This is a genomic window from Morganella psychrotolerans, from assembly GCF_965118875.1.
Lineage (GTDB): Bacteria > Pseudomonadota > Gammaproteobacteria > Enterobacterales > Enterobacteriaceae > Morganella > Morganella psychrotolerans_C.
Genome location: NZ_CBCPJD010000001.1, coordinates 648976 through 674284, shown reverse-complemented (window position 1 = coordinate 674284; position 25309 = coordinate 648976). Strand labels below are relative to the sequence as shown.

The following is a 25309-nucleotide window of genomic DNA, read 5'->3' as shown; positions in this document are numbered from 1 at the left end:
ACCAAAGTTAATAAAGGTTTTAATATGAATTTCCCTGTCAGGCAGAGAAGTGATAGAAGGTAAGGGGTTATGAGGGAAATAAGAAGGAAAAATAAATTGGTGCTGATTTTATTTGTTATTTTTGGCGTGATCCTATCATTTTGTTTATTGTTTTACATAGCGGGTAAAAATATAAATTATTTTCACACACCTTCAAGTATATTATATAGTAATACCGGGGCAGATTTACAGCCAGAGACAGGCACCAGTTTCAGACTGGGGGGAATGGTAAAGAAAAATTCAATTAGTCGCTCTGCTGATGGGCTTGATATTATATTTGTAGTATATGATGATAATGCTGAAATTAAAGTAGCTTATCATGGCATTGTACCTGATCTTTTTAAAGAGGGACAAGGTGTTGTTGCTCAGGGCATGCTGTCTGAAAATAAAATTTTTTATGCAACTCAGATTTTAGCTAAGCATAATGCGGAATATGCTCCTCATGACAGCATTGATTCAAAAAATAATGAAATACATATTATAAATGCGGATATACCGGGTATGAAACAATGATCCCTGAAATTGGCAGTATTTTATTAGCTTTATCATTATCATTTTGTATATTATCTTGCATTTATCCTTTACTTGGAGTTGTTAGATCCGAACAGCGTTTAATGCTAAGTATTAATATATTAACATTAGGGTATTTTGTTTGTCTTTTTGGCGCTTTAATTTGCTTGATATATATTATCGTCACCAATGACTTTACTGTTAAATATGTTATCCAAAATTCAAGTAGGTATTTACCCCTTTATTATAAAATTGCATCAGTCTGGGGAGGTCACGAGGGGTCCCTGCTTATGTGGATATTTTTAATGAGTGCATGGTCAGTTACAACTGCCTTTTTTAATAATATCGCATCAGATATAAAAGTAAAGGCATTGATTTTATTGGCATTTATTAATTCCGGATTTATAGGTTTTACTCTGCTTACGTCAAACCCGTTTGAGCGTTCATTTCCGTTTATTCCTCTGGAAGGTGATTCTCTTAATCCAATGCTGCAAAATGTGAATCAAATTTTTCATCCTCCATTAATATATCTTGGTTACACTGGTTTTTCTGTTGTTTTTGCATTTTCTGTAATATCTCTTATAACAGGACGCACTGATATATTGTTAATGCGCTGGTTACGTATACGCGTCATTATCTCCTGGATATTTTTAACGGGAGGAATATTGTCAGGAGCATATTGGGCTTATCACATATTAGGCTGGGGTGGTTGGTGGTTTTGGGATCCCGTTGAAAATGCTTCATTAATGCCATGGTTGGCCGTAGTAGCATTAATTCATTCCTTATACGTTACTGAGAAGAAACAAATTTTTGTACTCTGGACTATTCTGTTAGCAATAATTGTATTTGCAACATGTCTGGTCGGTCTTTTTTTAGTTCGCTCTGGTATTTTAGACTCAGTCCATTCATTTGCATTTGACTCTAAACAGGGATTATTTTTCTTATTATATATAATTATAGTAATTGGTTCTTCTTTAGTGTTATTTGCATGCAAGGGAAATAAGTTACTTTCTATTATAAATAAAAATGATAACTTACAGTCTATTTTTTCCAAAAAACATCTTATGTTATCTGGTAATGTTATTTTATTATCAGCACTTGGTATTGTTATTTTTGGGACATTTTCTCCATTAATTTATCAATTAGCCTGGCTTGGTAATATTTCTATTGGCGAATCTTTTTTTAATAAAACATTTGAGGTTTTATTTGTTCCATTATCTATTCTTATATCTGTTACACCTTTAACTAAATGGGATGCTATAGATATACAACGAATTAGATATTATTTATTTATTGATATTATCATAAGTATTATGTTGTCATTTTTAATAGTTAAGTTATATGCTGTTGGTTTTGATTTCATGGTGTGGTTGTATTTGTCTCTGGCCTTATTTATTGTAACTACAACTGTAACAAATCTCTATGTTACCCTGATAGTTAACCAGCGTTTACAAGAAAAAACAGCCCGATACTATGGTATGATTTTTGCCCATTTAGGTATTTCGGTAATGGTTATTGGCATAGTATTTAGCCAGTCTTATACTGTGACAAAAAATATCAGTATAGGTCCGGGGGAGTATAACTTTATAGATGATTATCAACTTTATGTTAATGAAAGTGAAATTGTTTATGAAGAAGGTTTTATCAGTGAGGTAATTACTATTCATGTTTATAAAAAAAATAAATTAATTACCCTGGTTTATCCGGACAAACGTTTTTACCCTGAGCGCAATGTAACTATTACAAATCCGGCTGTTTACAGTAGTATATCCAGTGATCTACATATTATACCCGGAGAGAAAACATCAGAAGGTTCATGGACATTTAGGTTATATAAAAAACCATGTATATTTTTTATATGGTTTGGCTGTGGTCTTATTATTTTTGGAGGGGTATTATGTATACTTTCAAAAAGTAACAAATATATTATAATAAATAAGGAATGTAAATGTGAAAGATAAAATTCTGGCCATTCCATTGATTTCATTTCTAATATTAATGTTTTTATTTTCATTCTATTTATATAATTATAAAGGCAAAACAGGAGAATTAATCTATGTAGGTATTCCATTATCTTATTCCAATATGAATCCATTATTTTATAATGAGCAATCTGCTTTGTTCTTGCCAAAGAAAAAGAAATATCTACTGAATGTATGGGCGACATGGTGCTTATTATGCAAAGCTGAACATGAGTTTTTGAATAAGCTCAGAGCCGATGGTGTAATTATTATTGGACTTAATTATAAAGATGAAAGACAAAAAGCCATTGACTGGTTAACGCATTATGAAAATCCTTACTTATTAAATTTCCTTGACCAAGGCAGTACTGTTGATATAGGGCTGATTATTTATAGTGTACCTGAAACATTTATAATTGATCAACATGGTATTATTTTGTATCGATACAGTGGTGAAATTAACAGCTCAGTATGGGATAGTCAATTAAAAGCTATTTTTGATGATTTATGATAATTGGCTGATGTTATCATCATACACTTTTTTTGTAAGATTATTTAGCCTTTTTATTTGTATTTATTAGAAGTTTTGGTGTTGGTAGAATAAAATTAAGCGAGAAGGATGACGAGTAAAATGAATATTTTCTCCATATTTATTATTTTTTTTATTCTTTGTGTGTCTTTATTTGTTATTCCGGCTTTCTTGTGTCCTGAGAAAGCAGAAGATTCAATAACATTATTAACATTTAAATCATTATTAATATCTAACCAGCTATGGCAGCCCGTTTTTTTGTCATGTACAATACTGTTGTTTATTCTTTCCGGAGGAGCATATTATTTATCCGGAGGTGGTGTTAAATATATGAACTTAAATTCATTAGTAGTATCTCCATCGTTAATTAAAAAAAATATAAATAATGAATTTTTAACTAAGAAGGATTTGGATGAATATATACTAAGCATTAAGTATCATTTAATTAACAACAGGAGTGATATTTTATTATGGGAGGCTTTAGGTAAACTATCGTTACATAACAGGGATGTTGAGACAGCATTAATTTCTTACAATCAAGCTTATATGATCAGTCCTGACTATAATCATAAGGTATTGTATATTCGTGCATTAATGAAAAAAAATACATATGAAAGCCTGGGGAAATCACAGAGTATGTTAGAGGATATGCTTGCTGATTATCCGGGGAATATAAGCCTTATGGAAATGCTTTCGGTTAGTTTCTTCCTTCAGAAGAAATATTCATCTGCAATTTCCATTTGGAGTAATATGATGGATTTATTAAATGTAAATGATTATCGATATGATTTATTGAAAGTAAGAATACAAAATGCGAATGAAAAATTAAGTTACGAGTAAAATTCTTGAGGTTTATCACTTTAATATATATAAGTGCATGCTAAATTGTTTAATATGGAAAAATTTGGTTGTGATGGCGGAAAATTATAAATAAGTATTTTATAAGACTGCTTTACATATATTTTCGCTGATAACTGCACTAATATAATTTAAATGTCCGATCCGAAGTGGAGCAGGTAAGTGGGTTATACAAGACGTAAATTTATAATCAGCATCAGTACCATCATGATATTTCCGGATCTGCAAGGTTCTGTATTTGCAGCGAAAGAAACTGCCATGACTTCCCGTTATGCATTAATTCATGATGAGAATCGTTGTAACGGGTGTAATTTGTGCGCTAGCATTTGTCATAAGCTACATCGTATTCCAAAGAATAGCGCCCGTTTAGCTATCGCAAGGATTCCGGTGAAAACGAATAATGATATTATTAGTCACCATTTTTTTCGCCACTCATGTCAGCATTGTGAAAATGCACCTTGTATTGAGGTATGTCCTACAGGTGCATCTTATCAGGATAATGACGGTATTGTCCGGATAGATACAGCAAAGTGTATCGGATGCAGCTATTGTATTTCTGCCTGCCCTTATCAGGTTCGTTATCTGAATTCAGAGACTAATGTTGCGGATAAATGTGATTTTTGCGCACAAAGCCGCCTGGCAAAAGGACTTATTCCAATTTGTGTAAAAGTTTGCCCTGAAAATGCATTACTCTTTGGCAGAGAAGATAGCCCGGAAATAAGTGACTGGATGAAAAAAAATAAATTTTATCAATATCAGTTAAACGGTGCAGGTAAACCTCATTTATACCGGCTTGCCCGCATGCAGCCATTAATGTAAGAGGATATATGAACGCTGAATTTTTTCAATCGCAGCTGCACCTTTATGTACCGGTTTATGATGTCAATTATTGGCCGGATTGGCTATTAATTGTAACTGTTTTATTTTCTGTTTTTTTTATAATAATTATTATTCATGTGTTATTACGTTTATTATCTTATTCGGGAAAAGAGACTAAGCCTTCAAAAAAAATATATCTTTATCCACTTTCTATTCGGCTATGGCATTTGGCTAATGCCGTGTTATTTTCGGTCTTACTGTTAACCGGGCTCATTAATCATTTTACATTGGTGAATTATAGGGTTACCGCTATTTTTGTAGATATACATAAGGTATCCGGTTATTTATTGTCTGTGACTTGGTTTTTTTATATTTCGTGTAATTTGTTGTCAGGTAATGCCCGACATTATTTTTTAAAGCGAGAATCATTAAGAAAAAGTATCATTCAGCAAATTTTATTTTATTCTTATGGCATGCTTAATCACAGTAAACCACCGTTTGTCGTTAGTCTGAGTGCCAAGTTTAATCCTCTTCAGCAAATAGTCTATTTATTTATCATGTACTTTTTTTTACCACTGTTACTCATTACCGGTTTTCTTTCACTGTATCCGGGTACAATTGATTTTTTATATAAAAACATATCACATTACATTTTTCAATTTCATTTTATGTTAGGCGTTGCCAGCGTTTTTTTTATTTTCAGTCATATTTATTTGTGCACTACAGGACGGACACCTACGGATATATTTAAAAGTATGCAGGATGGTTATCACCGGCATTAATAAACATTTTTTATTTCATTTGAAATTAATTTGTTTTTTGAAAGTTGTATTTATTAATCAACATCAGGCAGGGGGAGGCGATTTATCAGATGGATATTAACTATACTTAACCTGAAGAGAGCTTGGTTGTGAAACAGGCATGGACAGATTGAAATTATCTGTTCCTGAAGGCGTTCCCCTGTGAATTTCACTGCCATAACGTAAGTGTGGCAAGTGTTTTCTGAAGAGGAACATCTGTCATAGCTCTATTTCAATAAAACAGTGTCACAACAACCGTATCAGTATAATTTCCTGATACCGGCCAGTCCTGTGGCGGTATAGTGCCATGCACTGTTACACTCTGACTGTTACCATTGTCAGATACTATATTGACAGTATTGGTATGAATACTGTCACCCCACGGTGCTGAATTTGCCGCATCCTGATAAAGCTGATAGCTGACACAATTTCTCTGGTTACAAAGCTGCCGGCTGTTATCTTTATAATGTAATCCGGGGCCTAGTCCCAGATAAAACGATGTGTTAACAGGGCACCTGGCTGTAATTTTGGCTGTTGTTTTTGAGGCTAGTTTTTTTCCGCTGACAGGTGACAATGTGCCGAAATTCATATCACTGACGCTGTCTATCTGACATCCCTGTCTTATTTCTGTACTGGCGGATGATTGAACTGTCCGTAAATTTGTTTCCGGCATTGCGTTGCAACCGGGTAATTGCTCCTGTTTTTCTGCTGCCATAAACTTAATCACAGTAGAAAACCCATAGTTGTAATAAGACGATGCCACCAGTGATGTCTGGTTCGGCATTATTTTTGCCGATAGATTAAAATAGGCTTCTTTAGTGGATGCTGTCGGGAGGACATAATCGATTTGCGCATATTGTTGTGTCGAGCGACTTAAAGGAACACTCTGATCATTAAGCGGATAAAGGTTAAAATAGAGCTCATTTGCCGGATAGCTGTTTGTTCGCATAGTTAGCGGAGCCTCATCCTGTAAACGCAGGCAGGCACGGATATACCGTGTCGAATTTTCATAGTTATTACAGGTGAAAATAACCCTTCCGGTTGTTGCGTTAGCCTGACCCTGAGTACTGGTCCCGAAATTAAATGCGGTGCCACTTCCGTTCCAGCAATTGCTGCTTGCAAATGCAGCAGAGGATACGAAAAATATACCAATGAAAATCAAATAGTTATTATTTACAAGCATATTGCATTTTCCTCAGTAACGGCTGTGGTGCTCTGTTTTGTATCAGGTATCTGAATATGGCACTGGCCTTCTGGCCAGGTCACATTAATAGTTTCTCCGGGAGTCCATGATTCCAGGTAAATCCGGCTGTCATACCCGACAATTGTTTTTTGTGTTTTATCTTCAGTTGTCACTGTTGCTGCAAAGGGGATAGGTTGCCCGCTTTTTTGTGTCAATTCCAGCAACAATGCCCGTGTTTGGTATAGATTAAAGGTTACTCTGGTTCCGCTGCCATCCCTTAATATCACGCTTTTTTCAGTGTCTCTGATACGATAATCGGCAGGAAGTGACAAAGCATTAATTCTTATTTTTTGTGGTTCATAGCCATACAGGTCATTAAGCAGTAAAAATCCTTTTTCATCTGTTTTTCCTACTTCAACATTTTGCAGATAGACCGGGATTTCGGGTATTCCGGATGTGTCAGCAATTGCGAATGCATTTCCCAGTGTCCGCATAAAATAAAATTGACCGTCCAGAAGACCTATCGCTCCGTTACTGCCGGCAAACCAGCTGTCCTGGCTGTTATTACGGTTATAACCAAGCTGCCATTCGTTTATTTCATTACGGTGACTGATATCAGCATGAAGGTTATTATTATGACCTGTCTGAGATGAGAATCCCCATCCCCAACCGGTTTTATCCGGTATCAGGCTTTTCTGATATTGAATTTGCTGATTAACACGCTGATCTTCATAGCTGGTCTGGAGAGAGACATAATGTTCAGAAGATAAGGGAATATTAAGCATAAGATATAAGGCATGATCATTCTGATTTGTCAGTTCTTTGGTAGCATTGACAGATAATGTAAATGAATTATCCCATGTCCGTGTCCAGGAGATATTTGCATATTGGACTTTTGTCGATTGATATTGTCTGGTTACCCATCCGCTGCCAAGTGTTCCTATATTGTCAAATGCCTGGCTGATAAATACACTGTCAGATGTTTTCGGCAGCGTATTACCTGCCACTACCGACATATCCGCATAATTATCGCTGAATTGCTGATGATCTGCCGATATATTGAATTGAGGATTATTCCATTGCCATCCGGCTCCCCATTGTAACCCGCTATTGTTCCGGTAACGGCTAAATCCCGTATCAGCCCGGAATACGCCGAGGTAAGGTGAAATAAGCCAGTGATAACCAGCTCCTGTATTCTGAAGTGAACTGCTTACTTCACTGTGTACAGCCAGTGTGACTTTATTATTTAATCCGTAGCGTCCGTCACCGACAGTCATCAGTCGGGGGTTATAACTGAAAGAGCGGTCACTGTAATCATCACGCAGCCAGCCGGTGCTGATATCCCAGGTGTACAGTCCCGGGGACAATAACTGATTAGTGTTATAAAGCGATAAATCAATTTTCTGCTGTTGTCCGTTAATATCGGTAATGACAAGTTGCGCATTACCGGCACCGGAGAAATAGGGGGCGGTATTTAATGTGAATTGTCCGGGTTCAATCCGTTGCGTGCTGTTTTTCATACCCTCAATATATAAATCAACTGTCGAGGGTAATACAGCGGTACTGCTGTAAATAGGTTGTGATGCAGTATTAAAATTAGGCTGAACGGTATAGTTATGTGAAAACCGGATACCACCGAACCGGACTCTGTTTGTCCGTGATTGTCCACCTGTAATGCTGTCTCCGAGTGTCAGTACATTTAAAGAATCAACATTACTGTATGTCCAGGATGTCATCAGCCGGGTAAATGTATTGTCTGTTATGTCATTTGTGCGGGAAATCCGGGTATTAAATGATGATGAAAAACTTCCCTGACCATAACCAAATGCCCGCAGTTCAGTATATGCACTGGCACTGTCTGTGTATTTATCCTGACTGGCAAACAGATCATAGTTAATGACCCCGCCTTTAATTGCCGGAGCTATCTGATTTTCTTTCAGTAAAAAACCCTGTTCCGGGGAGGATTTGTTCTGATACCCGGCAAGCAGGTTGCTTTCGGCTGTAATAGAGAGGGATTGTGTCAGTGGGTCATAATTAAACGCCAATCCTGGTTGGGGAGTTAGTTTTATCCAGCCATCCTGTCTGGATAATGTTTCGGTATTTAATTGCAGAGACTGGCTTTCTTCCTCTGACAGCCAAAAGGTATCACCTTCTTTTTTTACCGGGATAAGATCAGGTATTGCCCGTTTATTAACTGAAACATCAAGATAAAGCAGTTCTGTTGCAGGTGCTGCAAGAGCGCCTGCGGTATACAAGGCGGTACTAATCAGAATTAATAACGAAATTCTGAGGTTCTGAATGTTCATTAATAGTCACTTTCAGTGTCTGTCCTGATGACAGGTTGCCCGGTATAGGCCATTGCATCTGACTGTTTGCCAGCACATATCCCAGCAAGCCTTTATTAATAATCTGTTCTTTTCCGTTACTGACAATCGCAACATCACTTAATTTAATGTGTTGGGCATTACTATTGCGAACCTGAAGCGTGGCCGGTTGTGTATGGCTATTAATGCGAACATCAATTTTATGGTTATCAAGGGCTTCTTCAGGTGTACTAATAAAGACAGGCAATGAATAACGAAGTAAAAAGTTTACCGCACCGTCACTTTTCGGAGCATCATTTCCCGGTAATTCGTCAATCACAAGGCGGTACGATTGTTCTGTCCCTGTTGTTTTAAGTCCCGGAATAATGATACGAATTAACTGTTGTTGTTCAGGCGGAATATCAGTGATCGGTGGGCTGACAATAATATTTTTTGTTTCCGACAGTTTATTCTTACCGTTTTGTTGTTCCCAGAGGAATATCCGGACCTGGGCATTAATAGCAGTGCTACCGGCGTTAGAAACATAGACGGCTTTAACTTTTTCATCTTGTGAAAAATCGATATTGACCGGATAAACCTGCAATGTTGCTGCATCAGCAGATAAAGAGATCAATAAAGCTAAGGGAAGAAAAATTTTTAATCTTTTAAATATTGATTTAAACATAAAATAAGCCGGTATAAGGCGGAAAAGGAGTCATAAAGACTCCTTCCGTTTTGTGTGATCAATAATCTACTAAAATAGAAACCGTATCTTTATAAACACCGGCAGGAGCCTGCTTCAGTGTATTTGCTGCAATTTTACCATAGATTTTTAATTGCTGGGCAGAACCGGTACCGGTTTCTGCCGTTCCGGTTGTCATCGGAATTTTGCCTGCCTGGTCGGTATATAAAGCATAAGAAACTTTATTACCGCTGTTGTCTTCCAGCATATACTCATCTGCAGCATCGGCCGTTAATTTATAGTTAGTTCCCTGGGTACATGTCACGGAGGCCGTAGCATCTGTGGTTTGCTCCCCGGCATTACTGAACTGGTTACCGAAATTCATATCACTGACAGAAACCGTACAGGCTTTAAGTACAGTCAGATAAACATTCATGTTCGCACTAACTTTCTCTGATGTAATCGTACTGGCAAAAGTAGTAGCAGAGGTAGATAACATCACTGCTAAACCTAAATATTTAATTTTTTTCAACGCGGGTTTACCTTAGTGGGGAGTGCTGTGTTTACTTATATAATTATCATTTTCATGCAGTTATAATTTTAGGTAATTCAAAATTAACATTTGCATCAGATAATTTTTTGTTTTTAGTAAATAGGTGGTTTACAGATACTTCCTATTTTTTATATTTTAAAATAATCGTATAGAAGATCAATAGATGCGGGGTTTAATTTTTGTATATAAGTAATATACGAAGTATTACTCTGACTATTGGTGAAAAAATAGCTTAAATCTGTAGAAAACTCGAGTATCTTTTTTTGTTCATTATTAGCTGCTGAAACATTAAAATAGCTGCTATCTGCTACGTATTAGTCTGTTAGGTAATAATAACTATTTTCATATTGAAAATAAGTGAAATAACGTTAATAACAACGGGCCATGCATGATGTTAGCCAATTTCGTCCAAGTCATAATGTTAAGAAAAAGTAATGTTCCTGCCACGGCAGAGTGACACTTTATACTATCAAAATACCAGTAAGGGTTTGCGGGGTGTTACATTAAAAAACACACATGACCAAATCAGTTAACCGGCTCAGCGTGATTAATCCGGGGATAAAGTACAGTGAATAACAAAACCTTATTTCGGTATTATCTGAAAATAGCCTGAATCTGTCTCAGATAAAAATATCACCTATTATAATGCATTTTATCTGATATCATCTGACAGTGAATGTCATATAAAATAGTGTGTTATGAATATTATGTGAGTGTTATTCCGGTTGGTTTTTTCTATTTTCATGAAGAATGTTTGCGTCAGATGTAATAAGTAAATATTACTAATTATGAATATATCAGAGCAGATCCATGGTTATTCATCATTATTTTCCGGACCGTAAGCGACGGGAACAACGCCACCGGTAAAGCACTATAATCATAATTCAGTTTATTGCAGATAGGGACGATACGTTATGACTGATAACCACGATATGCCGGATTATTCAGAATTGAATTATGAGGCCATCTCGCAGTGCAATATAATTAAAGATAAGTTACTGGCAGCGTTGGGAAAAAGAAATAGAGAAATGCAGCGTTTACGTATAAAAGCGCAGGAAATTCAGCGTGATTATCCGGGGGATCTGAAAAGACTCCAGGCACACATGCGAGAAATGAAAGATTCTAACAACGAAGTGATGTCTCTGGTCAGAGAATACAATGTATGGGCTGAAAAAGCGGGCCAGGAAAAGCTGGTATTAGAATGAATCCGGCAATATGTTAATAAAGAAAAATATATCCTGTTATTTTTCTGCCACTATCTTATTTTTTATTGTTCTGTTTTCCTCTGTTTTTATTAAACAAACAGCAGAAGGTAAAAGTAAGGACAGCAGCAGAATTAACTTTTTATCAGCAGAATCAGCTGATGAATTTTACCGGGTACTCCGTTCACGGACGGCGGTTAACCGGGCTGCTATATTAAACCGGCTGCCGGATGAAGTGGTAATGCAATACGCGGATAACCGCCTTGCTCTGTTTAATCAAACGCTGGCAGATGATCCGTCCGGCAAGCGCTGTTTCCGTGGTATCTATCCTGAAAACCCTGCAATATACACCTCCGCAGTACAGATAAAGCCGTTTATGGTACAAAACCCGGTTTCCGGATTATCCGGGGCGGAGATCGATGCATTATATATGGGGATCTTTCTCAGGCTCCGCCACACCTATGGTGATCTGATTGACGAAAAAGACGCAGATATTCCGGAAAAAGACGCTATATTAACCTGTGAAATAAAATCAGCGTTGTATCAGAGTATTTTGCAGTTAGATCCACACGAAGGTGCGGGATTACTGCGTTATTTATGGGTAAGTGAAGGTATCTTTTAACTTTCTGCAGCAACTGAACAGGAGCCATATTAATGCGCAGACGTGTTACAGGTGTATTGTGTGGTGTGCTGCTGTCAGTTATTGCGCCGGTCGCCCATAGTGTGGATAAACTGAGCCGGGCAGCACAGCAGTTGAATAGTCTGGTATTTTATGATGCAGCGTATGAAAAAATTCCGTATCCCGGTGGTGATGTGTCCCCTCTCAGGGGCGTCTGTTCTGATGTGGTGATCCGCAGTTACCGGAAAATCGGCATTGATCTGCAACAGGAAGTTCATGAGGATATGAAAGCGAATTTTTCCCGCTACCCGAGCCGGAAATTGTGGGGACTCACCCGGACAGATACTAATATCGATCACCGGCGGGTACCGAATCTGGCTGTTTTTTTCAGCCGCAAGGGAGAGAGTAAACCTGTTACACAGCAGGCGACAGACTATGTTCCCGGCGATATTGTGACCTGGCAACTGGATAACGGACGCCCGCATATCGGCATAGTGATTGATAAAAAATCGCTGCTCAGCGGGCGACCACTGGTTATGCACAATATTGGTGGCGGGCAGGTCAGTGAGGATGTGCTGTTTAGCTGGAAAATAACGGGACATTACCGTTACACGAAAGCAGGGTAAGACAGGGAGCCGGCATGATACCGGCTCCGGTAAATTATTTTTTTCCTGTCTGACGGCCGATAAGTCCGCCGATTGCTGCACCACCAACAGTACCCAATGCACTGCCATCAGTTAAGATAGCGCCACCAACAGCACCGACACCGGCACCAATTGCGGTGTGCCGGTCGCGTTTCGACATATTTGAACAGCCGGCAACAGCAAGTAACAGAGCCGCAGATAAAATCACCGTACTTACTCTTTTGATATTCGCATTCATATTATAAACTCCTGAGCAAAGGGCGTATGACAACATAGTTCTGTTTTGCATGCGCCAGTATCAGAATAATCGGGAAAACGTACGAAAATACCGGAATTATCACCGGTACTTTACCTGATTCAGGTTACGGGTGTTTTAAATGATAAGTGACAATATAAAATACTGTACGTTGAGTTTATCGCGTTATACAAATTTTCTACTTTTTCATTATGCTCCGCAATGGCACTTTCGCCGGATAAACCGGGGTCTGTGATAGTCACTGCGGCGAAATGATGCGTCGGCAGCAGTGCAAGTTGTGTATTATCTTTCAGCAGATACCAGGGTGATGCAGACGGAGAGGGGATTGTTTCATGTTTGCGCAGCCGCCAGCCGCCCAGCATTTGTTTGTCTGTCAGCTCTTTTAACAGGGGCAGAAGTTCCTCTTCTGCGTCACACTGAATATGTGCGACAGTGATATGTTCTGCGTGTGATGTCATCCTTATCCTCCGTGAAATCAGCAGATACCTTAATTCATAGTAACCCGTTCCCGGGCAAAAAACAGAGCGGATATGAACAGGTAATTCCTAATTTTGTTATTATCAGGCTGCGATCAGAATAATGACCGAATGAATAAGATAAAGTACGTTCATTATGACAAAAGAAGGGTTTATATTATGGAAAACTACGTATATCTTACCGGCTTGGTTATGATAATTTCGCTGGGTATTTATATTTTGTTAAGCCGGAAAATACCGTCAGGCAGAAAAATGGTATACGGATTTGTGCTGTTTACCTTTATTCTCGGATTTAGTGATACCTATAGTGAGCGACAGGAGCACACTGAACAAAATGCATCATCACCTGACAGCCGTGAAGGTGTGTCACTGGCTGATAATATATAAGGCTACCTTACAGGGTTATCCAATATCACCGGAATATAATAGTGTAGTGCGCGGATCAGGGATTTTGGCTCTGCACGGGTGTCTTCAGCTCTTTTGTCTGTTAACAGGTATTCTTCAATATCCGGATGGCCGGGATGACGGATAATACTCATTTCAGACAGAATATTATTGTAAATATCATAGGTAATATCCTGAAAATCAATATCTGAAAAATCACCGGAGAATATGATTTTCAGATAATGTACGCGGCCTGGTTCATAAACAATATCCTGTGGTGTTGTATTTGTCAGCCAGTGAGTTTCTGCCATTGTGGTATAACACATCGAAAATGTATCACCGGTTGATTTATTTACACCATGTGTTGCATATACGACATCCGGTAAAACAGGAAGCCGCTGTAAAAATAATGACCAGTATTGCTGACGTAATACAGGAGTATTCAGATTCCAGGTATCGGATGCTGCCTGATATATATGTGATGTACCGGTTAATATCTTCTGCGGCAGCATCGTTATTTCCAGTGATGAGTGTAGTTTATCAATATAACGTTTTGGCAGAACAAAACCACCGGGGTGCCAGCCATGTTTTTTCCGGTAACCGGATGGTGTAATACCAAAATGCTGTTTAAATGCACGACAAAATGTTTGCTGCGAATCAAACCGGTATTTTAATGACAAGTGCATCAGGTTAAGTGGCAGCAACCGCAGGGCAATTGCTGCACAGGACAAGCGGCGGGCCCGGACATAATTTGCCAGGGTATAGCCGGTTTGTTGTTTAAATATACGCTGAAAATGCCATTTTGAATAACCGGCTTTGTGTGCCACAGCTTCTAATGAAAGATCTGATTCCAGATTACTTTCTATCCAGCGAAGAATGTCATCAACAACGCGTTCATTAAACATAATTTTTCCGGTAGGTTTTTTTACCCGTGGTATTATATCTGCCTCAGCACTGAATAACAGTTGATTTACAATAACAGATAAATATCAGTGATCCTGGTCGGAATATGTTCTGTGGCGGATGGTCATGCAGGTGCTGTATAAATAATTTATACACAGATAATTGAATAAGCGTGGTTTTATTTGTTTACCGATGTAAAATACCGCAGATTTTATTAATGAGGTGAAAAATGAAAAAAATATTGGCAGTTATTGCACTTTCTTTTGTTCTGGCAGGATGTGGTGAAGCCACGCTGGATATGAGTACACAGGAAACAGCAAAAGAATCAATTACAACAATGGAAAAAGATCTTTCACCTGAAGATGCGCGTGAACTGAAAGGGGCTATTACCAAAATTGGTTTTCAGGCTGCCTTTGCATCGGGTGGTGATGAAGCAAAAATGATGGCTGCGATGAAAGAGAAATTGCAGGGAAAAACAGCAAAAGAAATTATTAAGCTGGCAAAATAATATAGTCGATCCCTCCGGAACACTCTGTACCGGAGAGATCGTCGCAGTAATCAGTTATTTTTTTCGGCGTCACGGTGATATTTCAGACGCTCTTTAAACCAGGCCCGCAACCGTGCAGGGCGCTGCTGTTCAGTTTCTTTATCAATTTTAAGCAGTTTCAGTTTATCCCGCTGTACAAGACTTTTAGCCAGCGATTCGATCTCTTCTTCTTCTTCCTGCGTCATCTTTGGCTTTGTTGAATTATCTGACATACATCCTCCTTTTTTGCCAGTTTACTTTATTTTTGTATCCGGGATAGCTCGGGTAATTACGTATTATTTATTAAAAACAGCGTGTTACTCATTTTATGACACACTATGTACCGTAAATATTTATTTTATTTGGTAAGCGCCTTAATCGTGGCATTAATAACCGGTTCTGCCTTAATAGCGGACATTTCGTGGTCACCCTGTGCCATCAGCAGCGGGCAGGCAAACCCGGAGATAACCTGATGTATTTCCGGGTTCTGGTAAGGTCCGGTGTAACAGGGATTTGCACTGACAAACAGGCTGATAGTCGGTACTTTTAATGCCAGGGCAATGTGCATTGTCCCGGTATCGCCGGTAACCAGTGCATCAATATTATTGACGGCTTGTGTCAGTTCAGCTACAGAGGTTTTTCCGATTAATAATTCCGTTCTGTGATGAAATTGCGTTGGCAGGAGGGTTAAAAATTGCTCACCTAACTGTATTTCACCGGGTGCGCCGAATAATACGATTGTTAATTTTTTATCATGGGCAAACAGCGCCAGTGCAACCTGCACAAAATAATGAACCGGCCAGCGGCGCTCTTCACTTGATGCACCCATCTGAAAACCCACCCGCAGGCAATCTGATTGTGTTTTTGTGACATCGCAGGGAACGTGCATCTCAACACTGGTTTCAGTAAATTGACAGCCAAGCGGGGCAATAAGATCCAGGCGTGCCTGAACCGAATGACCATGAAATGCCGTGAGATAATTTGTCAGCCAGCGCTCAGTGCCCCGGATCCCGGTATCTGAGCAACTGAATATAAACCGGGCTCCGCTTATTACTGCACTCAGATAATCATACGGGCCGCGGGAATGGAGTATAAGGAGTAAATCAGGTGCGCCCTGTGCGTTGATGGCTTTGACCAGTGCGGGCACGCCATGAATTTTCCCGTTCCACGGGATGACTTCATCCCAGTCTTTACCGGTGCCGCTGTTGATATAACTGTGCATTTTGTGGCTGGATACAACAGTAATACGGGCATCCGGAAAGCGGACTCTTACGGCGTGTATCGCCGGGGTGTTCATCAGAAAATCACCGAGTGCTGTAGTGGAATAAATAGCGATATTTCTAAAATCCGGATTTTTTAACTGTTTGAATTCAGAGACAGTGTGTGATAAATCACGGCGGCGGGTATAACACCGGAGGAACCATCCTGCTAATTTATGTTTGAGTTTTTTTGACATGGTATTCCTTATAAATTAAACCCGTATAATTCTGATTACCGACAGAGTTACCGTATCTCAGCGTCGCCGGGTGGCGAGCCAGCAGAGCAGGGAACCGCCTGTGACCATCAGCACGCCCTGCCAGAAAGCGAAAGAGAGGGCGGTACTGAGTAACAGAGATGAAAACGCGGTAGAGAGTACCGGTGTAAAATAAGAAAGTGTGCCAATTAGTGCTACATTGCCGCGCAAAACAGCGATAGTCCAGAGTGAATTAGCCGCACAGGTGAGGGCGGCAGCGGCAACCAGAAAACCAAGGGTGGAGACGGAGACATCAGCCGGTATTGCGATGCCGTCAAACGCGCTCAGTACCCACAGCCCCAGTGCAGTGAGGATAAAAAACAGGGTAATGCCATTGTTTCCGTCAGCCAGTTTGCGTGACAAATTACTGTAAAATGCCCAGATAATGGCCCCGGTAAATGCCAGCCCGTAACTCAGCGGATTGAGTGCGACATTGTCCATAACGGAGGAAAGGGATAACCCGCTGTCACCGCCGATCACCCGGCTTATTCCCAGTACGGCAAGCACCAGTCCGGCGATAAGCAGTAGTCGCAGGCGCTGTCCGCCCATAATCACTGCCAGCCCGACAGTAAGTGAAGGCCACAGATAATTAACCATTCCCAGCTCAATAGCCTGCTGGCGGTTCTGCGAAAAGCCCAGCGCCAGGATAAAACATAATTCATAGCTGACAAACAACGCCGTACCCCAGATGAGGTATTTTCGCGGATATTTACGGATGGCGGGAAGTCCCATAACGAGCAGCAACATCACAGAGCCCAGGGTATAAATCAGTGCTGCACCAAATGTCGGCCCGAAATCCTCACTCACCCGTTTGATTAAAGCAACAATTGTGCTCCAGAACAGGATAGCCAGAATGCCGTAAAAAGTGGCAGTGTGTGCGGAAAATTTTCCCATAAATATCAGCCTGTGATAAATACATTGATAGTATCTATACCCAACGTCATTCAGGATACAATTAACGAACCTGCAGTTTGAATGAATAAGGGGATATACGTTAAACTAATAATGAATTTGCCAGCATACCGCGATATCACCTCCGGACAAAGGGAGAGATCCTCATATCCGGCAAGACATGGAGCACGAAAATGGAAGCACAGGACATTCTGAATTTCTGGTTCAATGAAATCACGCCTGAACAATGGTTTAAAAAAGATACGCGGTTTGATACACAGATCCGCTCACGATTTCTGACTGTATGGGAGCAGGCAGCAGCCGGAGAGTGCTTTGGCTGGCGTGAACATATCGGCGGGCGTCTTGCTGAAATTATTGTTCTTGACCAGTTTTCGCGTAATCTTTTCCGCGATAATGCACAGGCTTTCTCACAGGATACTATGGCTCTGGTACTGGCGCAGGAAGCGGTAAAAACACCGGATTACCTGCAATTACCCCCTGTTCAGCGGAAATTTGTACTGATGCCGTATATGCATTCAGAATCGGCATTGATCCATAAGCAGGCAGTGCTTTTGTTTAAAGGTCTGGATGAGAATACCGAAGATTACGAGCGGCAGCACAAAGCGATCATTGACCGCTTCGGCCGTTATCCGCACCGTAATGAGATTCTGGGGCGAAAATCCACCCCGGAAGAATGTGAATTTTTACGACAACCCGGCTCCGCGTTCTGATTCTGATTCACGGGCAACAAAATGTGCGGCAATGCCGCGCATATCAAAGCCTGTTGGTGTCTGATGTACCCGCAGATGGAATTGCGGCAGAATCGCAAACAGGTGATCGAAAATATCGGACTGGATCTGCTCATAAGCTATCCACGCCGTTACATTGGTGAAAGCATAGATTTCAATCGGCAGACCATCCGGTGTCGGCGCTAACTGGCGCACCATAATGGTCATTTTTTTATGTATAGCCGGGTTTGCTTTAATATAGGCTTCTGCATAGGCGCGGAATGTTCCGAGGTTTGTCAGTCTGCGATGGTTGAGCGCACTGTCTTCCGGCTCTTGTGACTGTGCATTATAATCTGTTATTTCTTGTGATTTCGCATCAATATAACCAGAAATAAGGCGTGATCGCCGCAGTTTACTGATTTCTTTGTCATCCAGAAAACGGATGCTGGTGGTGTCTAAATTCATGCTGCGCTTAATGCGCCGTCCGCCTGAGGACGTCATGCCCTGCCAGTTTTTGAATGAGTCGGAAATCAGGGCATAAGTCGGGATAGTCGTGATGGTATTATCCCAGTTCTGCACTTTCACCGTGGTCAGCCCGATATCCGTCACCGCCCCGTCCGCCCCGTATTTCGGCATCTCCAGCCAGTCGCCCACATTCAGCATATCATTGACGGATAACTGAATTCCCGCAACCAGCCCCATAATCGGGTCTTTAAAGACCAGCATCAGTACGGCGGTCATCGCACCCAGTCCGCTCAGTAAAATCAGCGGCGATTTACCAATCAGCAATGAAATAATCAGGATGCTGAATAATACGGCGATAATGAGTTTCAGGCTCTGCATTACACCGCGCAGGGGAAGTTTACTCAGTGATTGTGTGCTGCGGGAAAGCGTCAGCAGGATATCCATCAGTGAGAAAAGCAGCAGCATGCCGAACAACAGACACCATGCCTGTGCGCCGGTGGTCAGAATTTCCTGTGTGGTGCCGCGGTGCAGCCAAACCAGTGCCTGGATATTTAATACCAGCCCCTGGATAAGAAAGGCAAACCGGTTGAACAGCTTGGTGCGGGTAATTAATGCGCCCCACGGACGGGAGCTTCCGGCTGAGCGGCGCTCTATATAGGGCAGCAGACCTTTGTGCAGCGCGAGGTGCAAAATCACACCTATGAGGACTATCAGGGATATGACACCGGTTATGGCCGTGCCTGAAGCATAATCCTGGTTGAGTTCGAATTGTTGTTGCAGCCACAGCCGCAGTTGTTGCTCCATAAAAAAGTCTCCGGGTCGGAATGTAACCGGCTCACTGGTGAGCAGAAAATGTTAAAAAAGGGATCGCATTGATTACTGTATCATTTTCCGACGGATTTAGCGCGCAATAGCCGGAAATACAGCAGGGAATTGTGGCAAAAGCGGAAAAAAAGAAAGAAAATCAGAAATGTGAATGGCGGATACGGGGGTGTGAAACAGACTGTCTGAGTCACACCACCCGGTATGTACTAAAAAAATCAATCAGGAGATTAACTGTTCTTTTTCAGCATTGAGGCAATCGCAATCAGACCGAATGAACTGAATAACAGCTCGATACCCACCAGAGTGGCAATCAACGTGACAGAGACAAGCGGACCATTACCGACCAGAAGATAGGCAATGAAAAGATCCAGCAGGCCGATAACCAGATTTAACCAGCCGCGCGGCTGTGAAAACTGACGCAGACCTGCCCCCAGGCGCAGGATCCCGCCGGCAATAAACAGGATAGCCAGCAAAATAGCGAGGCTCATCATGCCTTGCAGCGGATCGGTCAGGAATACATAACTCAGCAGAAGATAGGCAACGGCGACAAGAATGGAGAAAATTTTACTGCCACCGCTGTAAATCCGGCTGCTGAGTGTCATAAACAGCATGGAAATCCCGTTTATCAGGAGCAGACCGCCGATAATATAGCTGAGTGTCACTCCGGAAATCAGTGGATTCATGAGGCATGCCACGCCGCCGATAAGAAGCAGTATGGCGATAATCCATAAATAGCCCCGTTGTTTTTTCAGGGCATCAGCGGTCATCTGCGTTAAATTCTGACGATTAAAATCAAGCATAGTTTTTCCTTAGTAAGCCCGTAACATGGGATCAGGGCGTCAAAGTATAATATGACGCCGGATGCGGAATATACATGAAAAATATAGCGTAATTTAACATTATTTGCGATAAACCTGATTTTATAAATTCAGGACGGGTATCAATGCTCAATAATCATCACGGCGGTAGTGTCCGGCTCAAGCGCTTTAAATATATGCGGAACATCACCCGGATAGGAAATATAATCGCCTGGCAACAGGGTGGCGGGTTCGTCAAGTGTGCCGGCAACAGCACTGCCGGTCATCAGCAGGATATGTTCTGTTACCTGAGCCATGTGTGGCCCGGACACACGATCTTTACCCGGTTGGGCGGTAATTGTATAGAGATCACGTCGGTTGACAGATGATGCAGAGGAGAGCAAAAACGCATGATAATACGAGTTTTCAGCACTGACCCGTATTCCTTCGCCGCGCCGCAGCACAGTCATACGGCTTTTCGGTGTTTCAAACAGACTGGCAAACGGGATATTCAGTGCAACACAAAGTGCCCATAATGTCTCAATTCCCGGATTTCCCTGAGCAGATTCCAGCTGTGACAGTGTGGATTTTGCGATACCTGCACTGCGTGCAATATCGGCAATTGAGCGGCCCTGGCGCTGGCGCTCCTGCGTCAGGGTCGCCGCCATAATCTCAAGGGGTGGAGAGGCAGATGGTTCCATAGAATTCACTCTCTTTGATTAACAGGCTATAACCCGGAATTAACACTTGCGTAATTTAAAGCGTTCGACATAATGGACATATCGTTCATTTTATAAGTCTACCGCAATGAAACTTGCTCTTCCACTTGATAATGTCACGATCCGCAATATTGTTTTGGTATGTGTGGCGGATTTAATCGTCGGCGTATCCTATGGTGCTCTGGCTCATGCCAACGGATTTCCGCTCTGGGTGCCGCTGACGCTCTCAATAATTGTGCTTGCCGGGGCATCTGAATTTCTGTTTATCGGCGTGGTGGCAGCCGGTGGCAGTCCTGTCTCTGCCGCACTGGCCGGGCTTCTGGTCAATGCGCGCCATGTACCGTTCAGTATGGCGGTTCATGATCTTACCGGCAAGGGCGCTAAAAAACTCCTTGGCTTTCATATCCTTAATGATGAAAGTGTGGTGTTCGGGATGGCTGAAAAAGAGAAGGATAAGCAAAAAGCCGCGTTTTGGTTGTGTGGACTGGGGATCTTTCTGTGCTGGCCGCTGGGGACTATTATCGGCGAATTTCTTGGCACGTTTATTGTTGATACCAAAGCGCTGGGGCTGGATGCGATGTTCCCGGCCATTATTCTTGCACTTTGCCTGCCTGCTCTGCGTGAGGCAAAAACCCGCCGGGCAGCACTGTCGGGTGCGGTGATCGCGCTGGCAGCCACGCCATTCTTACCGCCGGGTATCCCGGTACTGTTATCACTGCTGGGGCTGGTTGTCAGCCTGGGGAGAGTATAATGCCGGATACATTATCAATATTGACCGGCATTGCGCTGTTGGCAGTCGGAACCTATGCTATGCGCGCATCCGGTGCGCTGCTCAGCGGACGTTTTTCTGTGTCATCACATGTGAAAAACCTGCTGTCTATGGGTGCGATTGTGATTTTGTTCGCCGTCGCCGTTACCATGACTATTTTCAGCGGACAGGAACTGTCGGACTGGCCTAAGATTGCCGGTGTGGCAGTTGCAGGGCTTCTGACATGGTATAAAAAACCCTTTCTGCTGATTGTCCTGGCCGCCGCCGTTGTCACTGCGCTGTTACGTTATCTGCTGTCATTGTGGTAATAATTTCCCCCTGTTACCGGCCGGTAACAGGGAACGCGCTACTGTATAGACCCAACGTCATTCAGGATGCAGCCAACGAACCTGCAGTGTGAATGAATAAGGGTATATATTACGTGTCTGAATTGTCATGATGTATCGCAGACGTACTGCTGCTCTCTGTAAGTGCAGAGATCCCGTGTGCAGAAATATGGATAACAAAACCGATCCCGCGCTGTTGTAAACCATCCGTGACAGACAAATACCCGCCAATTTTCCCGGCCAGATTTTGTGCAATTGCCAGCCCGAGTCCGCTGCCGGTTTCACAACTGCCCGGAACACGGAAAAAACGTGAAAACAGGCGGGGGCGATATTGTTCACTTATACCGTCGCCATTATCACGGATGATAATCCGGATATCATCTGCGTTACCGGTTTCCAGTGTGGTTTCGACCAGACTGCCCGGCGGGCAATATTTAACCGCATTATTCAGGATGTTGTTAATTATTGAGAACAGCGCCTGCTTATCGGTTGTGACCGGGTAAACCTGGGGACCATCAAAGGCCAGTTCAATATTTTTGCGCAAGGCATAAGGCACCATCATGGCGATGGTGTGGCTCAGTTCCCGGCTCAGGTCAATCTCTTCCATTTTCAGTGGGTAGTCTTCCGTTTCCAGCCGTGCCAGATCAATCAACTGGCGGGAAAGGGAAACAGCACGGTCAAGGCTGATTTCCATATCGGCGGTGATTTCATTGCGCTCTGCCGGGTCATCAATCTGTTTTAGCAGGTGAATCTGCGCCAGAACGGCCGCAATCGGGGTGCGCAATTCATGAGCGGCATCTGCCATAAATTGTTTTTCCCGTAAATTACCGGCATCGACCCGCTGCATTAACTGGTTAATTGCCCGGAGAACCGGACGCAGCTCATTGTACTGATGCTTCATACTGATAGGCGTCAGATTACCGGGATTGCGGGCGGCAAGACTTTGTGTGGTTTCCCGCAGCGGACGCATGCTGAGATAAGTGGTAATAATAGTCGATGCCAGCATGGTACCGAGGATAAACAGCAAAGGAATAGCGGTACCGGAAGCCGGATCGCCAATCAGCATGTGGCGGTCTGTTGCGGATTCTCCCACAACCGCCGTCCTGTTTACGGCAGTATCGGTATCATAAGCCAGATACCAGGTTTCACCTTCTTCACTAAAACGAACTATTCCGTTTGGTTTCAGCGGGATATGAATATCGGGTTTATTGCTGTAAAGAATCTCACCGTTACTGTCGAGTATGGCAATCAGCGGATCATAGTTTTCGTCTTCCAGACCACTGCGCATCGCGTTGGTGTACATGCTTTCAAGGGCGGAGGCAATTTGCCGGAAATTGGCAGAATCTGTAGGGGTATCTTTGAGCGTATCAGAAATACCGCGGGCAATAACTAACTGCTGGGTATTAAAATCTTCACTAACGTCAGGCAGATAAGCGTATTTCAGCCAGGCAATCCAGACGCCCCACAGTAAAAGCATGCAAACCGTCTGGAGAAAAACAGTATAAACAAAGATTGAGCGGACTTTCACTTATTCGCTGTCCTTTTTTAATAAATAGCCGATACCGCGTACAGTAATAATCTTTTCTTTGCCTATTTTCCGGCGTAAATTATGAATATGAACTTCCAGAGAATTACTTTCAATCCGGTCATCCAATCCGAATAACCGCTGTTCCAGTTCCTGTTTTCTGACAACATTGCCGGTATTGCGCATTAATTCGTATAACAGCTGGTACTCTTTGCCGGACAGTAATAATAATTCCTCATTCATGCTGACCTGATGATTCATCGGGTTTAAGGTAATATTATCCACCTTCCATAACTGAGAAGAGAACCCGGCAATTCGCCGTGACACGGCTTTTACGCGGGAAATCAATTCCGGCAGTTCAACCGGTTTGGAAATAAAATCATCTGCGCCGGAGTCCAGTGAATTAACCAGATGATCCCGCTGGCTGCGGGCAGTCATAATGATAATCGGGATCTGTTCTCCGCTGTTACGCCATTCGACAAGAGAATCAAAACCATCACCATCCGGCAGCCCCAGATCCAGCAACATCAGATCAAAATGCTGCTCAGTCAGCCGCTTACGGGCATCACTAAGCAAACGTAACCAGCACACACGGAACCCGGCGAGTTCCAGCCCCCGGCACAGCGCTTTACCTAATTGTAAATCATCTTCGACTAACAGAATTTGCACGTTGACTCTCTCTTTGTACTCTTTATATTTCAGTGTAATACTGCCCGATACTGTGACAACACAGACCAATTATAGTGGCATCGTGACTTAATATAGCCTTAATAAAGGATTAATAACCGGAGATCCGCTTAATAAAATCATCAATTAAATAACCTGCATATTTTTCTGTTTGTTTTTGCAGGACATAAAAGTAAAAAATGGTACCAAAAAGAATAAAGGCATATATAAAAATGGCCCAGATATAGGTAAGGCTGAGATCAAGAATGGTCAGCGCCAGATAACTTATGTCAATATCCAATGAAAACCAGTTAATAATTTTTTGAGAGAAAAGTAACAGAGTATAAAATAGCACCGGAAGTGCCAATATACCGGTCAGAATATTGATCCGGCGGCGGCGGGTGGCAAGGGTCGGATACTCGTCATTATTCATATACACGGCAATATCGGTAAGCTGACGATCCAGTTCATCGTGGCATGCAACCGGCACATCCTGTTGTTCTATCTGCTGATGCAAAAGGCGTAAAAGTTGGCTGTTATCGGTACTTTTTGCAAAAGCGGTAATAATTCCCATGGGGGACTCCTGAAAAATCCGTGTCGGATGGCTATTATTTAACAAATCGACCGCCGGGTCATGCGGCTTTATTAACATTTACTGAATTATAAAATATTTCGCTCTCCACGGGGAAATACAGATACGTTATATACCCAACGTTATCCAGGATGCAGGCGGGCTGAGAGCAGCCAACGAACCTGCAGTTTGAATGAATAAGGGTATAGTGGAAAGCATTGTGCTATATGGTTGACGGCAGAACACTTTCATTTATCAGGGACTATT

At 42.0% G+C, this 25309-nt stretch carries 30 protein-coding genes; 14 read left to right on the top strand and 16 right to left on the bottom strand.

The annotated features are described in order from the left end of the window. The first annotated feature begins 69 nt into the window (after positions 1 to 69). From ccmE to phsC, 6 genes are all read left to right on the top strand, one after another. Positions 70 to 552 carry a cytochrome c maturation protein CcmE gene (gene ccmE, locus ACMHKJ_RS03230; protein WP_413492038.1) on the top strand — a complete coding sequence of 161 codons (483 nt, stop codon included), beginning with the start codon at positions 70 to 72 and terminating at the stop codon, positions 550 to 552. Then, positions 549 to 2510: a heme lyase CcmF/NrfE family subunit gene (locus tag ACMHKJ_RS03225; RefSeq protein WP_413492037.1), complete on the top strand. Its 1962-nt coding sequence runs from the start codon at positions 549 to 551 to the stop codon at positions 2508 to 2510. Before ccmE ends, ACMHKJ_RS03225 begins: the two co-directional genes overlap by 4 nt. Further along, a complete protein-coding gene (locus ACMHKJ_RS03220) occupies positions 2500 to 3021 on the top strand; it encodes a DsbE family thiol:disulfide interchange protein (RefSeq protein WP_413492036.1) in 522 nt (173 codons plus the stop codon). The genes ACMHKJ_RS03225 and ACMHKJ_RS03220 overlap by 11 nt, the downstream gene beginning before the upstream one ends. A gap of 120 nt (positions 3022 to 3141) precedes the next feature. Beyond that, positions 3142 to 3879, top strand: coding sequence for a tetratricopeptide repeat protein (locus ACMHKJ_RS03215; protein WP_413492035.1), 738 nt, complete (start codon positions 3142 to 3144; stop codon positions 3877 to 3879). Positions 3880 to 4104: 225 nt separating this feature from the next. Further along, positions 4105 to 4716 (top strand): 4Fe-4S dicluster domain-containing protein, encoded by a 612-nt coding sequence (locus tag ACMHKJ_RS03210; RefSeq protein ID WP_413492109.1) that lies wholly within the window; start codon positions 4105 to 4107, stop codon positions 4714 to 4716. A gap of 8 nt (positions 4717 to 4724) precedes the next feature. Then, on the top strand, positions 4725 to 5498 hold the full coding sequence (gene phsC / locus ACMHKJ_RS03205) for a thiosulfate reductase cytochrome B subunit (protein ID WP_413492034.1): 774 nt from the start codon (positions 4725 to 4727) through the stop codon (positions 5496 to 5498). Between the two features lie 250 nt (positions 5499 to 5748). Here the strand turns inward: phsC and ACMHKJ_RS03200 are convergent, their stop codons facing one another. Genes ACMHKJ_RS03200 through ACMHKJ_RS03185 form a run of 4 tightly spaced genes read right to left on the bottom strand, consistent with a single transcriptional unit; the run spans position 5749 to position 10216 of the window. Then, positions 5749 to 6699, bottom strand: coding sequence for a Csu type fimbrial protein (locus ACMHKJ_RS03200; RefSeq protein WP_413492033.1), 951 nt, complete (start codon positions 6697 to 6699; stop codon positions 5749 to 5751). Beyond that, positions 6690 to 9005 carry a fimbria/pilus outer membrane usher protein gene (locus tag ACMHKJ_RS03195; protein ID WP_413492032.1) on the bottom strand — a complete coding sequence of 772 codons (2316 nt, stop codon included), beginning with the start codon at positions 9003 to 9005 and terminating at the stop codon, positions 6690 to 6692. The genes ACMHKJ_RS03200 and ACMHKJ_RS03195 overlap by 10 nt, the downstream gene beginning before the upstream one ends. After that, positions 8962 to 9687, bottom strand: a complete 726-nt coding sequence (locus ACMHKJ_RS03190) for a fimbrial biogenesis chaperone (RefSeq protein ID WP_413492031.1) — start codon at positions 9685 to 9687, stop codon at positions 8962 to 8964. The genes ACMHKJ_RS03195 and ACMHKJ_RS03190 overlap by 44 nt, the downstream gene beginning before the upstream one ends. 58 nt (positions 9688 to 9745) lie before the next feature. Further along, on the bottom strand, positions 9746 to 10216 hold the full coding sequence (locus ACMHKJ_RS03185) for a Csu type fimbrial protein (protein ID WP_082970569.1): 471 nt from the start codon (positions 10214 to 10216) through the stop codon (positions 9746 to 9748). Positions 10217 to 11151: 935 nt separating this feature from the next. Between ACMHKJ_RS03185 and ACMHKJ_RS03180 the strand changes: the two genes are divergently transcribed. Genes ACMHKJ_RS03180 through ACMHKJ_RS03170 form a run of 3 tightly spaced genes read left to right on the top strand, consistent with a single transcriptional unit; the run spans position 11152 to position 12684 of the window. Next, positions 11152 to 11442, top strand: a complete 291-nt coding sequence (locus ACMHKJ_RS03180) for a hypothetical protein (protein WP_413492030.1) — start codon at positions 11152 to 11154, stop codon at positions 11440 to 11442. Positions 11443 to 11452: 10 nt separating this feature from the next. After that, entirely contained in the window at positions 11453 to 12061 is a 609-nt protein-coding gene (locus tag ACMHKJ_RS03175) for a hypothetical protein (protein ID WP_413492029.1), read from the top strand. A 32-nt stretch (positions 12062 to 12093) separates the two neighbouring features. Further along, entirely contained in the window at positions 12094 to 12684 is a 591-nt protein-coding gene (locus ACMHKJ_RS03170; RefSeq protein ID WP_413492028.1) for a DUF1287 domain-containing protein, read from the top strand. Positions 12685 to 12718: 34 nt separating this feature from the next. Here ACMHKJ_RS03170 and osmB read toward each other — a convergent pair whose 3' ends face one another. Both osmB and ACMHKJ_RS03160 read right to left on the bottom strand, forming a co-directional pair. Then, positions 12719 to 12940, bottom strand: a complete 222-nt coding sequence (gene osmB, locus ACMHKJ_RS03165; RefSeq protein WP_413492027.1) for an osmotically-inducible lipoprotein OsmB — start codon at positions 12938 to 12940, stop codon at positions 12719 to 12721. A 119-nt stretch (positions 12941 to 13059) separates the two neighbouring features. Continuing rightward, positions 13060 to 13416 (bottom strand): hypothetical protein, encoded by a 357-nt coding sequence (locus ACMHKJ_RS03160; protein WP_413492025.1) that lies wholly within the window; start codon positions 13414 to 13416, stop codon positions 13060 to 13062. A 177-nt stretch (positions 13417 to 13593) separates the two neighbouring features. On the opposite strand from ACMHKJ_RS03160, the gene ACMHKJ_RS03155 reads away from it, so the two are divergent. Continuing rightward, positions 13594 to 13821 (top strand): hypothetical protein, encoded by a 228-nt coding sequence (locus tag ACMHKJ_RS03155; protein WP_413492024.1) that lies wholly within the window; start codon positions 13594 to 13596, stop codon positions 13819 to 13821. Positions 13822 to 13823: 2 nt separating this feature from the next. On the opposite strand, the gene ACMHKJ_RS03150 is transcribed toward ACMHKJ_RS03155, so the two are convergent. Continuing rightward, the gene (locus ACMHKJ_RS03150) at positions 13824 to 14723 is read right to left on the bottom strand and encodes a helix-turn-helix domain-containing protein (RefSeq protein ID WP_413492023.1); all 900 of its coding nucleotides are present in this window, start codon (positions 14721 to 14723) and stop codon (positions 13824 to 13826) included. Between the two features lie 227 nt (positions 14724 to 14950). Here ACMHKJ_RS03150 and ACMHKJ_RS03145 point away from each other — a divergent pair, with 227 nt between their 5' ends. After that, positions 14951 to 15229, top strand: coding sequence for a DUF6694 family lipoprotein (locus ACMHKJ_RS03145; protein WP_150384721.1), 279 nt, complete (start codon positions 14951 to 14953; stop codon positions 15227 to 15229). Between the two features lie 50 nt (positions 15230 to 15279). Here the strand turns inward: ACMHKJ_RS03145 and ACMHKJ_RS03140 are convergent, their stop codons facing one another. From ACMHKJ_RS03140 to yddG, 3 genes are all read right to left on the bottom strand, one after another. Beyond that, the gene (locus ACMHKJ_RS03140) at positions 15280 to 15480 is read right to left on the bottom strand and encodes a hypothetical protein (RefSeq protein ID WP_413492022.1); all 201 of its coding nucleotides are present in this window, start codon (positions 15478 to 15480) and stop codon (positions 15280 to 15282) included. 125 nt (positions 15481 to 15605) lie between these two features. Then, positions 15606 to 16703, bottom strand: a complete 1098-nt coding sequence (locus ACMHKJ_RS03135; RefSeq protein ID WP_413492021.1) for a glycosyltransferase family 9 protein — start codon at positions 16701 to 16703, stop codon at positions 15606 to 15608. Positions 16704 to 16760: 57 nt separating this feature from the next. Further along, positions 16761 to 17654 (bottom strand): aromatic amino acid DMT transporter YddG, encoded by an 894-nt coding sequence (yddG, locus tag ACMHKJ_RS03130; protein WP_413492019.1) that lies wholly within the window; start codon positions 17652 to 17654, stop codon positions 16761 to 16763. Between the two features lie 191 nt (positions 17655 to 17845). On the opposite strand from yddG, the gene ACMHKJ_RS03125 reads away from it, so the two are divergent. Further along, positions 17846 to 18382, top strand: coding sequence for a DUF924 family protein (locus ACMHKJ_RS03125; RefSeq protein WP_413492018.1), 537 nt, complete (start codon positions 17846 to 17848; stop codon positions 18380 to 18382). Here ACMHKJ_RS03125 and ACMHKJ_RS03120 read toward each other — a convergent pair. The 3 genes from ACMHKJ_RS03120 to ACMHKJ_RS03110 all read right to left on the bottom strand — a co-directional run bounded on the left by ACMHKJ_RS03120 (position 18356) and on the right by ACMHKJ_RS03110 (position 21167). Further along, positions 18356 to 19648, bottom strand: coding sequence for a mechanosensitive ion channel family protein (locus tag ACMHKJ_RS03120; RefSeq protein ID WP_413492017.1), 1293 nt, complete (start codon positions 19646 to 19648; stop codon positions 18356 to 18358). The two genes, ACMHKJ_RS03125 and ACMHKJ_RS03120, sit on opposite strands and share 27 nt — an antisense overlap. Positions 19649 to 19896: 248 nt before the next feature. Next, entirely contained in the window at positions 19897 to 20469 is a 573-nt protein-coding gene (locus ACMHKJ_RS03115) for an HdeD family acid-resistance protein (protein WP_413492016.1), read from the bottom strand. Positions 20470 to 20609: 140 nt separating this feature from the next. Beyond that, positions 20610 to 21167, bottom strand: a complete 558-nt coding sequence (locus ACMHKJ_RS03110) for a helix-turn-helix domain-containing protein (protein ID WP_413492014.1) — start codon at positions 21165 to 21167, stop codon at positions 20610 to 20612. Positions 21168 to 21273: 106 nt separating this feature from the next. Between ACMHKJ_RS03110 and ACMHKJ_RS03105 the strand changes: the two genes are divergently transcribed. Together ACMHKJ_RS03105 and ACMHKJ_RS03100 are read left to right on the top strand one after the other, a co-directional pair. Continuing rightward, complete coding sequence (locus ACMHKJ_RS03105) at positions 21274 to 21936, top strand: AzlC family ABC transporter permease (RefSeq protein ID WP_413492012.1); 663 nt, start codon at positions 21274 to 21276, stop codon at positions 21934 to 21936. After that, a complete protein-coding gene (locus tag ACMHKJ_RS03100) occupies positions 21936 to 22262 on the top strand; it encodes an AzlD domain-containing protein (RefSeq protein ID WP_413492011.1) in 327 nt (108 codons plus the stop codon). The genes ACMHKJ_RS03105 and ACMHKJ_RS03100 overlap by 1 nt, the downstream gene beginning before the upstream one ends. Before the next feature lie 109 nt (positions 22263 to 22371). Here the strand turns inward: ACMHKJ_RS03100 and ACMHKJ_RS03095 are convergent, their stop codons facing one another. The 3 genes from ACMHKJ_RS03095 to ACMHKJ_RS03085 form a co-directional block, all read right to left on the bottom strand. Further along, positions 22372 to 23757, bottom strand: coding sequence for an ATP-binding protein (locus tag ACMHKJ_RS03095; RefSeq protein ID WP_413492009.1), 1386 nt, complete (start codon positions 23755 to 23757; stop codon positions 22372 to 22374). A gap of 51 nt (positions 23758 to 23808) precedes the next feature. Then, positions 23809 to 24474: a response regulator gene (locus ACMHKJ_RS03090; RefSeq protein ID WP_413492008.1), complete on the bottom strand. Its 666-nt coding sequence runs from the start codon at positions 24472 to 24474 to the stop codon at positions 23809 to 23811. A 109-nt stretch (positions 24475 to 24583) separates the two neighbouring features. Next, positions 24584 to 25045, bottom strand: a complete 462-nt coding sequence (locus ACMHKJ_RS03085) for a DUF6097 family protein (RefSeq protein WP_413492006.1) — start codon at positions 25043 to 25045, stop codon at positions 24584 to 24586. Positions 25046 to 25309 lie beyond the last annotated feature (264 nt).